The organism is Anaerobacterium chartisolvens, assembly GCF_003337415.1.
Lineage (GTDB): Bacteria > Bacillota > Clostridia > Acetivibrionales > DSM-27016 > Anaerobacterium > Anaerobacterium chartisolvens.
Window position 1 is genome coordinate 1 of sequence record NZ_QPJT01000037.1, and the last position, 11963, is coordinate 11963.

Annotated in this window: 9 protein-coding genes; 5 read left to right on the top strand and 4 right to left on the bottom strand. The window is 42.4% G+C overall.

Annotated elements, in window-relative coordinates; genetic code table 11:
• Window positions 1–312: 312 nt before the first annotated feature.
• From DFR58_RS19805 to DFR58_RS19820, 4 genes are all read left to right on the top strand, one after another.
• A complete protein-coding gene (locus tag DFR58_RS19805) occupies window positions 313–633 on the top strand; it encodes a hypothetical protein (protein WP_114299947.1) in 321 nt (106 codons plus the stop codon).
• Window positions 634–787: 154 nt separating this feature from the next.
• Window positions 788–1459 (top strand): class I SAM-dependent methyltransferase, encoded by a 672-nt coding sequence (locus DFR58_RS19810; protein ID WP_207659292.1) that lies wholly within the window; start codon window positions 788–790, stop codon window positions 1457–1459.
• Window positions 1460–2003: 544 nt separating this feature from the next.
• Window positions 2004–2312, top strand: coding sequence for a hypothetical protein (locus DFR58_RS19815; RefSeq protein ID WP_114299951.1), 309 nt, complete (start codon window positions 2004–2006; stop codon window positions 2310–2312).
• A gap of 517 nt (window positions 2313–2829) precedes the next feature.
• Window positions 2830–4842, top strand: a complete 2013-nt coding sequence (locus DFR58_RS19820; RefSeq protein WP_114299953.1) for a carbohydrate-binding protein — start codon at window positions 2830–2832, stop codon at window positions 4840–4842.
• Window positions 4843–4935: 93 nt separating this feature from the next.
• Here DFR58_RS19820 and DFR58_RS19825 read toward each other — a convergent pair whose 3' ends face one another.
• Together DFR58_RS19825 and DFR58_RS19830 are read right to left on the bottom strand one after the other, a co-directional pair.
• On the bottom strand, window positions 4936–6222 hold the full coding sequence (locus tag DFR58_RS19825) for a type II restriction enzyme (protein ID WP_114299955.1): 1287 nt from the start codon (window positions 6220–6222) through the stop codon (window positions 4936–4938).
• A complete protein-coding gene (locus DFR58_RS19830; RefSeq protein ID WP_114299957.1) occupies window positions 6203–7060 on the bottom strand; it encodes a DNA adenine methylase in 858 nt (285 codons plus the stop codon). The genes DFR58_RS19825 and DFR58_RS19830 overlap by 20 nt, the downstream gene beginning before the upstream one ends.
• Before the next feature lie 292 nt (window positions 7061–7352).
• Between DFR58_RS19830 and ymfI the strand changes: the two genes are divergently transcribed.
• Window positions 7353–8087: an elongation factor P 5-aminopentanone reductase gene (ymfI, locus tag DFR58_RS19835; RefSeq protein WP_114299959.1), complete on the top strand. Its 735-nt coding sequence runs from the start codon at window positions 7353–7355 to the stop codon at window positions 8085–8087.
• A gap of 88 nt (window positions 8088–8175) precedes the next feature.
• Here the strand turns inward: ymfI and DFR58_RS19840 are convergent, their stop codons facing one another.
• Window positions 8176–10557, bottom strand: a complete 2382-nt coding sequence (locus DFR58_RS19840; protein ID WP_114299961.1) for a substrate-binding and GGDEF domain-containing protein — start codon at window positions 10555–10557, stop codon at window positions 8176–8178.
• A 254-nt stretch (window positions 10558–10811) separates the two neighbouring features.
• Entirely contained in the window at window positions 10812–11882 is a 1071-nt protein-coding gene (locus DFR58_RS19845; protein ID WP_114299963.1) for a branched-chain amino acid aminotransferase, read from the bottom strand.
• Between the last annotated feature and the right edge of the window lie 81 nt (window positions 11883–11963).

The window sequence follows — 11963 nt, forward strand, 5'->3', positions numbered from 1 at the left end:
GTGCTTTTCACGGGATTTTCTGGGCATATTTGACTCCTTAATATACTATTTCCTATATTTTAACACAGAACATGCGTTTGGTAAAGAGGTTTTAAATAAATTATTGAAAAAAATTTGCTAATTTTTGAGAAATGTCCCCCCTAAAAAAATTCACATTATAAAAGGTCCGAACGAAAAATAATAAAAGATTCACATTATAATAAAAGATTCACATTATAAAAGGTCATGCATACTCTGGGAATATAAGGGTAAGTTTTTTTTGCCCGGGACTGTACCGACTGTACCTATTAAATAAAGGAGTATGATTGTAGTATGAAGGATTTTTTTGTACAGAACTGGATAACTATTGTGATTATTGCTGGTATGGCGGCATTTATAATATATCTGGCGGCGACAAGGCAGTGGGGCAGACTGCGTGAGTACGCTTATGCACTTATGCTTACCGCCGAAAGAATATATGTGCAAAGCGACGGGGAAAAGAAATTTGAAGCCGTTTTCCAGAGGGTATATCCCTCTATGCCATTATGGGCTAAGCTGTTTATATCGTCCGACGCGGTAAGGCAAAAGCTGCAGAAATGGTATGACTGCGCCAAGGATTACTTAGACGACGGGAAAATAAATAACAGCCTGTAGCCTGTACCGCCGCTTCTATAATTTGCTATGGAAAACACAGTAAAAGTGTTATATAATGGGTATCATGTTCCAATGCCTTGTAAACGGGAGCTGTGTCTGGCTGTCAAGGCATTTTGGCGCGTTTTAATACTTTTATTTGCTGCACTTAAAGCGGTTGGAAAGGATAATGGCTTTGAGAATTTTAAAAGGAAAAAAAATTATTGAGCAGGCAGATTTAAGCGGGATAGCGGAAGGATTTGACAGCATCGCCGTGGATATAGGAACAGGGGACGGAAGGTTTGTGTATAATCTGGCAAAAAAGAACCCCGGCACTTTGTTTATAGGGCTTGACCCCGCTGCCGAAAATATGTTTGAATACTCGTCAAGGATAATAAAAAAGCCCTCAAAGGGCGGGCTGCCCAATGTCCTCTATGTTGTTTCAAACATAGAGGAGCTGCCGGACGAGCTGAGCGGAGCTGCCGATAATATATACATCAACCTTCCGTGGGGAAGCCTTCTGGAGGGAGTGGTAAAGGCTTCCGACCATGTGCTTTGCAACGTTGTAAGGCTTGCAAAGCCTCCCGAAGCAAGTCTTGAGATGTGCTTCACCTACAGCGAACTGCATGAGCTGGGTGAGATGGACAGGAGGGAGCTGCCAGAGCTGTCGCTGGATTATATAAGGGAAACACTGGTGCCGTTATACCACGAAAAAGGAATCGAAATTAAACAGCTCGGCACTATTGATAATCAGGATTTGCGGGAGCATGGAACACAATGGGCAAAAAGGCTGGGCTTTGGAAGGTCAAGAGAGGTATATAGGATAAGCGCGGCTATAAATAAAAAATAAATTTTTTTGATAATGGAGCTTATGGTTGGTGTACTTGTGAATACCGGGTATGGTAAGCTTATAGAGAAAGAGCCGATAATGTATTTGTAAAATCCGAAACGGTAAATGACAAATATATATAAAATTTTTGTGTAAAAAGATCCAAAGTTTTGTATTAAAATGTCTTGCACTGTTGGGGTAAAACAAGTATAATATTGGTAGGATAACAAAAAAAGTGCGGCATCCCTTGATGGGGGAACATCAAGGGACTGCTCAGGTGTCAACCCACCTGCACAACAGCTTTTTCAGCCATACCACACATACCTTATTATAAGGCATCTTGTGCCGTATGGCAAGAAAATGTTTGTATTAAGTACGGCTTAAAGCTCCATTTCCGTACAATGTTCGGTGCTGTGCAGGGGTAAAAAATTCCTGCATGGCACTTTTTTGTATCCTAAATCCCCCCCAAAGGCTCTGAGAGCATGATGCGTTAGATGCTCATGCTCTCTGCTGCCGGGTGAGCTAAGGGAAAACAATTTGGACTTTGTGAAAGGAGATGGAAGGGATGAACATTGGTATAATGCAGTTTTTAACAGATGTTTTTTTAGGTAAGGTCAAAAACGAGGAGCTTGAGGGTATCATTCTCATCAGGCAGGCGAAATTTTGCCGCACACTGGAATACAACAATGAGAAAGACAGGGTTAAGGAAGGAATTAAGGCACTTGGAACGGGGAAGGACGATACGGGGGAAATGCTTGCTCTCGAGGATGACATACTGGATTTGGAAAATATCTGCTACCGCGACGGATATATGTCGGCTTTGCTGGATTTGATGCTTTTTATGCTTTTAAGCCACGTGGAAGAGCCTGAGTAGGGATGAGCAAAACGGCTGTCCTAAAGCAATGCCGCAATATATAAAATTCAGGTGTTGTCCGGGGCAAGCTTTAAACATATATATAATCAGAGCTTTTGATATGAAGGCTCTGATTTTTTATATAAAAGTATTTTATTAAAAGCAGTTTAAATATTGCAAGGCACAGCGTTGAAAATAATTACATTAATGTATTGATATAATAATTTTGTTGATATATAATATAACTGGATCAATTGCCGCATAGTCAATAAAAAATCCGATAATGTTCTATGAGATGCGCAGAATACTTAAAATTCATATAAAAACTTCAGAAAACTTCTAAAGAATAACATCTGCTGCAGCATATTCCGATATCTCCGTGTTAAAATTTATATATCCGGCTTGAGGACTACAGGCCCGGTTTTAAGAACTTAAATATTTATGAGCTTAACTGTTTATGCTAATAAGCCCTGAATATGGGGATTTTCAAGGCTTTAATATTAGAAAACTTTAAACTTATATGAATGGAGGTTTTTAAATGAAAAAGGGGAAAATATTAATTCTCCCGGTGATTTTGGCTGTTATTATGACCAGCTTCATAAGCGTGCCTAACGTAAGTGCCGCAGCCTATAGCGTATCGGTGGATATAAACACATCTTACCAGACGCTGGAGGGCTTTGGTGCCGCCATTGCGTGGTCCAATGAATCTCTTACGGAGCATCCAAACAGAGCAGGGCTCTACAAAACACTTTTCTTTGATTCGGGGCTGGACATACTGCGTCTTAGGAACCAGTACAGAAATAGCTCGGACTTTGCCTACCCCGACACTGAAATTGTAAAGCTGGCAAGGTGTTTTAATCCCAACCTGAAGATACTTCTTTGCTCGTGGACTCCTCCCGCCGATATCAAGGAAAACGGTGTATTGAACGGAGGCACTCTGATTAAGCAAAATGGTGCATTTGTTTATGACAGATTTGCCGATTATTGGTATAAATCTTTGAATGCATATGCTGCCAAGGGAATTGTACCTGATTACATAAGTATACAGAATGAGCCCGATTACCAGAGCTCGGATTGGGAAACCTGTATTTTCTATCCTACGGAAACCTCAAATTACCCCGGCTATGATAAGGCACTGGATGCCGTTTACAGCAAGCTGCAAACCCTGCCTTCAATGCCTAAAATAATTGCCGCAGAGGCCACCGGCATAGGGACAAGCATGATAGGCAACAACGCGGCGCAGCAATATTTTAATAAAATTGATTTTAGCAAGATTTACGGACTGGCGCATCATCTCTATAACGGTGGTGATCCAAATAACCCCGACAGCTTTAACAGTGTCTTTAAGGCTATTGCGGCCGCTTATCCCGGCAAGCCTATTTTTCAGACAGAGTATGACCAGGGCACTCCCTTTACTACCACCCAGCTTATTCATAACTCTCTTGTAGAGGAGGGCGTAAGCTCATATTTCTTCTGGGATCTCATATGGGACAACAGTCAGAGGCCAATGGTGATTGTGGAGCCTCCGTTTAACCAAAATGGCTGGAGCAATCCCCAAGGGTACTATAAAACTGATTTTTACAGCTCAATACAGCATTATGCAAAATTCACCGAGCCCGGCTATAGCAGGGTAAAGGCTGAAAGCAGCGGTTCGAATGTGAGTGTAACGGCATTTACATCCCCCGGCAAGGATAAGCTGACTCTGGTGCTTATTAACAAGGCCTCCTCCGAATCGACAATAAGCCTTAATTTGAATGGGTATACTGCCGATACGTCAGCGGTATACAGGACTGTTTTCTCAGGTACCGCCGAGAGGTTTGCCCATCTTGGGTCCCTTCAGGGAAACACCGTTACAATGCCGGCTCAGTCGGTGGTTACAGTAGCATTGGGCTTCCCTGACAAAGAAGTAGTTCCTGAGATTCCTGATATTGCTCCAAAGCCGGAGTCCAGAAGTGCCTTTGGAAAAATTCAGGCAGAAACCTATAACTCAATGTCGGGAATTCAGACTGAGCTTATAGATGACAATGGAGGAAGAAATGTAGGCTACATTGAAAGCGGAGACTATGTGCGCTATAACAATGTTGATTTTGGTGCTGGGGCGACGGGCTTTGAAGTAACATCCTCCAGCGGTACAAGCGGAGGCAAAATAGAGATACGGCTTGACGGACCCTATAATCCGACAGTAGCCTCTATTTCTGTTCCCGGTACAGGCTCATGGAGCAACTGGACTGAAATCCGGCAGGATATAGCCGCAATTTCAGGAAAGCATGACCTGTACCTGTACTTCACAGGAAACAGCGGTTACTTATTCAATATAGATTGGTTCAGGTTTACCGGTACTCCCGCCGGAAAGAAGGGAGATTTAAACGGCGACGGCAATATAGATTCCATTGACTATTCACTTATGAAGAGGTATATTCTAGAATTGATTGACGAATTCCCAGTGGAGGACAGCATATATGCCGGTGATTTAAACGGAGACGGCTCAATAAACTCCGCCGATTATTCACTGCTCAGAAGGTATCTTCTGGAGCTTATAAGCACTTTCTAAAAATAGACGGACATAAAAAATACATAAGAGAACGGAAACATGGCATAAGCTCCCGCCTGTTTCCGTTCGTTTTTTTAGGGGGGCTGTTTTAAATCAATCTGCCAGGCTTAAAATCCAGCTAAGCCATGCTGTAACTGTCTGCGCCCTTCTGGGAATTGTGGTTCCGTCCTTGCTTATGTTGTAGATATCGCAGCCTTTCATTATAAGCGATACAGTGCTTTTAGAAGGCAGGTGCCCAAGCTCAAGGTATTTTCTGAACGACTCCTTAAACGCACCATGCCGGAAAATGCTTTTTACAAGCAGCATGTTTTTTGCCTTATGCCTCTTGCTCATAACACTCCGTCCGTGCTTTGTGAGGGAGTAGGTTATTTCTCCCGTTTCCGGGCTCTTGTATTTATATGCCAGACCTAGATAAATGGTGGAATTGGTGTAATAATCCGTCTGGCGTGTGTCAAACTGATAATTTCTGGTAATGCTGTCCTTCGTCAGATCATTTTCGACCAGAAGCCCAAGCAAATCAATCACTCTTTCGAACCTGTCGGCCTGAGGAAAGGGAACAGGAGGCTCGGGAACAGCTTCCGTTTGCTTAAAAACTTCGATAATATCATTTAAGCCTATCCGCTCGGGGGCAATAATAAAGTTTTTTTGCTCCTTGAGATAAAGAGAATTGTACTCGCAAGCGTTCCCAAATTCATATATGAAAAAGCTGAAAACATCATTTGAGCAAGTCATAAGCACGGGAATTACAGGCTTGTGCAGCTTACCCTTCCATAGCCTGTAGGGATAATAAAGCTGCCTTACCAAAAAATCCTCTACTGAAAAGTTTTTTGCCTCTATTATAACAAAGGAGTTTTCGCCCTCAAAGCCTGCGTCTATTTCCAACTGGGAATTTTCTACATGTACAGGATACAACGAGCCGTCGGAAACATTCCTTATATTGAAGCTGAAGTTTGCCGAGGACATGCGCCCGGATACCGTGTACTGAACCCTTTCTCCCGCAACCTCATTTATAATGCCTGAAGCAAACGCGCAGTGAAGGGCAGAGCTTTCGGAATACAGGTTGCCGAAGTCTATGCTTTCTATGTTGTAGGGAAGGCTAACCGCTGTGTTTTTTATGTTTTTTGCGTAGTCTACGCTCATATAGGAATCAAATTTCCCAACAACATATTTTGTCCTCGATATGGGAAGTATCGAAAGCTTATTCTCCTTGAAAATACGGGGGAGGTTTATATAATGGTCAAACTTTGCCATCAGCCGGCTTTCTCTTACGGTATTTATAACCCTTGACTCTATCTCATAAAAGCCGTACCGCGCGATTAGCTCAAGTATGTTATAGCGTTCAAACAGAGCCTCCCATGCATTATCGTTTTTTGTTGCCATAATTCATCACCAGTACCTCATCAATTTTACCCCTGCCGGCCGCTACCGAATTGATATTTCTGCTGGCCGAAACCCTGACTATTCTATAGCCTGAGTACAAATCACCTATAAACTCGGTGGATGAGTTGCTGAGCAGCACCCTGCAGCCCTTTTTATCCAGCCTTACAAAAACATCTCTTAGACGAAGCTGTTCATCCCTGCCGAAGCCGTCCATGCTGTAGCCTGTAAATGACGAGGTGCAGGAGACGGGGTCATAGGGCGGATCAAAGTATATAAAATCATCCTTTTGAGCGTTGGCTATTGCTTGCTCAAAATCAGTGTTTTTAAGCTCGATATTGTTATTTGCCAGATAGAGGCTTGCTGACTTTAAAGCCTCTGTGTCCAGTATTCTTGGGTTTTTGTATTTGCCGAAGGGTACGTTGAACTGTCCTTGGCTGTTTACCCTGAATAATCCGTTATAGCAGGTTTTATTCAAAAAAATTATACGTGCCGCCCTCTGAGCAGGAGAAAAATTTTTATACTCATCCCTTCGATCCAAATCCCTGATCTCATAAAAGTCCTCCTCATTGTTTTTAAGGGTATATTTTTCAAGATGGGAAATAAGCTCGTCGAGATGATCCCGGACAGCCACATAGCAATTATAGAGCTCGGGGTTGATGTCATTAACGACGGCTCTTTCGGGCTGTACGCCGAAAAGCACTGCTCCTCCGCCTAAGAACGGCTCATAATAGCAGCAGTTTTTAATGGATTTCGGCATATAATTTTTAATTTGGGTCAAAAGCTGCCTTTTTCCTCCGGCCCATTTAAGGAAGGGCTGGAGCAATGGATTTCTTATCATATGTCCTCCCGGGTAAAGATGTTAAAATCACAAGGGTTTGTTGGCAAATGTAATTATATAAAAAATATAAGGAAAAATCAACCGAAATCGAACGTATATTCTTAAAATTATGCAGGAGAAATTCTTATATTTATATGCAGGCAGTGCTATAATGTCATTATATATAGGACACGATAAAGATTTTACAAACATGGAGGATATAATTGATTACATCAAGTTATATCCTCCATGTAAAATCTTTATCGCTACATATATAGTAAAATAAAAGGCATTATGGAAGAAGGAAACGGGAATGAAAAAAACGGTGTTGATAACAGGAGCGTCAAGAGGTATAGGGAGAGCGACTGCGGAGCTTTTTGCATACAGGGGCTGCAATGTTTTGATAAATTACAACAGCTCGCACAGTGACGCTGCGGAGCTTGTGAGTGTGTTAAAGGGAAATGGCTTTGAGGCTGAGCTTTTTAAGGCGGATGTTTCGGCACGTGGGCAAGTGGATAGGATGCTTGAATACTGTGCGGAAAGATTTGGAGGCATAGACATACTTGTAAATAACGCGGCAATATCGGATAGCAGGCTTTTTACAGAAATAACACAGAGCGAATGGGACAGAATGCTGGACATAAATCTTAAAGGGGTTTTTAATTGCACTCAGAGCGCCTTAAAATATATGCTTCCCCAAAAGAGAGGTGTAATAATTAATGTTGCTTCAATGTGGGGCGAGACGGGGGGAGCCTGCGAGGTACATTATTCAGCCTCCAAGGCGGGCATTATAGGCTTTACAAAGGCTCTTGCAAAGGAGCTGGGCCCATCGGGAATAAGGGTTAACTGCATATCTCCCGGGGTAATACAAACAGATATGCTGAAAGAGTACGACAGAGACAGCTTAGAGGAGCTAAAAAGCTCTGCGCCTCTTATGAGGCTTGGAACTGCCGGAGATGTGGCGTCGGGGATATTCTACCTTTCCTCCGATGAGGCGGATTTTATCACGGGGCAGGTACTGGGAATAAACGGAGGCATGGTGATTTAGAGGGGAATAGAGGGCAGGCCTTCTGCCGGAGGTGCTGCACAGCTAAAAGGCACATGATTTAAAAATCAGTGCCTTTTATATATAGCTGTTATATTCTTTTTTTTAATTGCTTTTTGTTATACAGATCCAGATCCGCCTTTTTAATAAGATCCTCAAAGGTACAGGGCTGTGACGGTTCAAAATATGCCGTACCCACCGTAAGGGACAGCTTATAGGGCTTATGGGAGGTCTGGTTGAATTTCAGGAAGTTGTTTTCAAGCCTCTCTCTTATTTCCTTATCTTCATGCGGAGAAGCGTCTGAAACAATAACGGTGAATTCGTCTCCTCCCAGACGCGCAATTATGTCCATTCTTCTGAAGGAGATATTAAGTATTTCGGCGGTCTTGGCAATCGCAAAATCACCCTCTGCATGACCGTAGCTGTCATTTATCTGCTTTAGCCAGTCCATATCCCCGTAAATAAGAAGGAAGCCTTTTCCGAACGCCTTTGCACGCTCGTAATACTCACAGCCCAATTCCATAAAGCCTCTTCTGTTATAAAGCCTTGTAAGCTCATCCTGCAGCGACTGCAAATGAAGCTGCTTGTTATAAAACTCCAGCTCCTTTAACGCCTTCTTAAGCTGCTCCTCGGCACTTGTTCTCCGTGAAACCTCATCTAAAAGCTGATTGTTGGTCTCAGACAGCTCACTGGTGCGCTCGATAACCTGCTTCTCCAAATCCAGAGCCTGATTTTTGATTTTTTCTATTAAAAGGGACCCCTTTAGTGCAACACTAAGACGGTAGCGGAATATCTCATAGGTTTTACTTATTTTGCTGTCAAAGCTGCATATGGAAAGACCCAATTGGTCGTCGCCCTGATTCAACACCTGTACGATTATGCTGAACCTGTCCGCTGATAAAGATTCAAAGAACTTAGACGGAATAAGGTCCCTGGAGGGAAACGTTATTCCTGAGGGGCCGGTATTAAATCGCCCGCTCTCATCGAAGGCAAGAACCATTCGTGAATATTCCAGAGGCTTTTCAGGGTCCTCATATAACGTAATGTAGCATTTTTTTATGCCGAGCTCGGGAAGCACCTTATAAACCAGATCCATTTGGGTATTTAAATCAAGGTTTGTTACCAAATCCTCCCCAAGCAGCTCCAGACTTCCTGTTTGTATGGAGGATAGATGATCCACAGTAGCTGCCGTCCTCTGCAGAGCATCTATAATCTGTACTCTGGCGGCATGAAAAAGGTTTTCTGCCACAACCAGGCATGACGCATCCGACAGCACAGGCAATATTATCTTTCTTATAGATGACAGAAGGTCATGCAAAAATGAGATTTTTGCATTTTTCATAATCATCCAGAAAATCATGGCATTCCAAGCATGAATAAACTCATTGCTTTTGTTTTGGTAAAGCTCCTCGTAAAAAGCATCCAGCAGCTTTTGGGTATATAAAAACAGATGCTCCTGCTCACTGCTGTTTTCGGCAAAGCCTATCAGGCTGTTTATTTCATTCAGCTCTGATATAATCTGCTCCTTAAGGCTTTCATAAGGCGCCTCTACGTACTCGTCAAATGAGGCGAAGGTATTGGTGACTATTGCAGGAATACACCCGCATGAGGAGCGGATTACCATATCAACCGGAACCTCTGTTTTAAGAGGCACCTTTTCACCGTTTATCATGCGGAGCAGCAAGCTTGACGCAGTACTTGCCTGTGTCAAAAATGACTGGTGTACTGTTGTTATTGCATGAAAATGACTGGATTGAGTATCATCAAAGCCTGTTATGGGTATGTTGTCGGGAATTTTGCCCATCCTCTTGTGAAGCTCTACCAGCGCACCTATAGCCATGTTATCGTTTGAAGAGGCTATTGCGTCAAACTGTATGTTTTTTCTTATAAGCTCCTTCACTGCATTGCTTCCAGATTTATGAAGAAAATTGCCGCTGTATACAAGGTCGGGATTAAAAGGAATATTGTGTGCAGTCAATGATTCTATATAGGCCTGAAATCGGACCTCAGTGTCCATTGATCCCTCAACGCCCTTTATAAAAGCTATTTTGCTGCAGTTGTGGACTTCAATCAGGTGATCTATTACCTGACGCATACCAGAACGGTTATCTGACGACACAGAGCAATATTCATCATATAATTCTCCTACTATTACAATAGGTATATCACTGAAATTGCCCAGCCCTTTTAAAATATTTTTTGATGTTCCGTATCCTGATATTGAGGAAGAAAGCACTATCAAGCCGTCAAATTTGTTTTTATCCACAAATTCAAACAATATGTTTCTGCTGCGCTCCCACTCGTTAGGTGAATTTAGCCTGCCGGTTACAAGGCATATGAGATTAATATCGTTTTCAAGTACAAATTCCTGTACCCCCGAAAGAATTATAGACTGATAGTAATCAATATCCTCCCATCCCACAACCCAGTCAATCAATAGTCCAAAAGTTAAGCGGTTTTTTTTTAGCTCCATAAAGTACCCCCTATTTTGCTAAGTTAAGAAGTGGCAACCATATATTGTTTTATATATTATATTTTATCAAAGGCAACCATAATAAACAATAATATCTAAAAAATATTATTGCAGCAAATCCATTTTTTGATAACTGCCATAACATTCTATATGTAATTCCTGAAAATTGCAATACTAGAAATAAAAAAAGAAGGGATTGGCGCCTATCAAAAACTATCGACAGCCATCCCTTCTTTAAAAAAATATGATTGCGATTATTTTACTTCCACTGTCCAATTAAAGGTGTCGGGGAGTTCGCCGCTCTGTATGCCGGTTATGGTATCATATATATGAGACGACAGTTCTCCCGTACAGCCATTGTTGACAATTATACCGGTGCCGTTCCAGTTCAGCTCGCCTATGGGAGATATAACGGCAGCCGTTCCCGTTCCGAAGGCTTCCTCGAGAAGCCCTGCCTTATGGGCATCAAAAACCTCCTGAATTGCTATTCTTCTCTCAGTCACCTTAATTCCCATGCTCTTTAAAAGATGTATTGTCGAGTCTCTTGTAATTCCAGGCAATATGCTGCCCTCAAGTGACGGAGTTATAACCTCTCCGTTTATTTTAAAGAATACATTCATGGAGCCGACCTCTTCGACATATTTTTTCTCTACGCCGTCCAGCCATAAAACCTGTATATACCCTTTTTCCGCAGCCTCTGCCTGAGCCTTCAGGCTTGCGGCATAATTCCCGCAGGTTTTGGCAAAGCCGGTGCCCCCTTTGACAGCCCGCACATAACTGTTTTCAACATATATTTTCACAGGATTTATTCCAGTCGAATAGTATGCACCGACAGGAGACAGTATCACAATGAACTTATATGTATTTGAAGGGTGAACGCCCAAAACGGCATCGGTTGCAAAAATAAACGGCCTTATATAAAGAGAGGTACCCTGGGAGGCAGGTATCCAGTCTCTATCAATGTTTACAAGAGCTTTGACAGCATCGACAAAAAAATCTTCATCAATTTGAGGTATACACATTCTTGCATTTGTTACGTTTATTCTCTGCATGTTCTTATGAGGCCTGAACAGAAGTATTCTTCCGTCTTGGGTATTATAGGCCTTCATGCCCTCAAAAATTGCCTGTCCATAGTGCAGGGCCGCTGTAGCAGGGTCAAGCTCCAGAGGGCCGTAGGGGACTATTCTGGCATCATGCCAGCCGGTACCTTCGGTATAGTCCATAATGAACATATGATCAGTAAAATACTTTCCAAACCCAAGATTGCTCTGATCGGGCTTGGCCTTGGGCGATTTTGTCTTATCAATCCTGATTTCATGTGACATAGTAAGCAAACCCCTTTCGAAAATAGATTATGAATACAAAATTTGCAGATTCTTACACGCACTACCCATAATCAGAAAACC

Bases quoted from the DNA above. Each gene is read 5' to 3' on its own strand.
- DFR58_RS19820 (WP_114299953.1), top strand. From the start codon at position 2,830: ATGAAAAAGGGGAAAATATTAATTCTCCCGGTGATTTTGGCTGTTATT.
- DFR58_RS19840 (WP_114299961.1), bottom strand. From the start codon at position 10,557: ATGGAGCTAAAAAAAAACCGCTTAACTTTTGGACTATTGATTGACTGG.
- DFR58_RS19815 (WP_114299951.1), top strand. From the start codon at position 2,004: ATGAACATTGGTATAATGCAGTTTTTAACAGATGTTTTTTTAGGTAAG.
- DFR58_RS19830 (WP_114299957.1), bottom strand. From the start codon at position 7,060: ATGATAAGAAATCCATTGCTCCAGCCCTTCCTTAAATGGGCCGGAGGA.
- DFR58_RS19845 (WP_114299963.1), bottom strand. From the start codon at position 11,882: ATGTCACATGAAATCAGGATTGATAAGACAAAATCGCCCAAGGCCAAG.
- DFR58_RS19825 (WP_114299955.1), bottom strand. From the start codon at position 6,222: ATGGCAACAAAAAACGATAATGCATGGGAGGCTCTGTTTGAACGCTAT.
- DFR58_RS19805 (WP_114299947.1), top strand. From the start codon at position 313: ATGAAGGATTTTTTTGTACAGAACTGGATAACTATTGTGATTATTGCT.
- ymfI (WP_114299959.1), top strand. From the start codon at position 7,353: ATGAAAAAAACGGTGTTGATAACAGGAGCGTCAAGAGGTATAGGGAGA.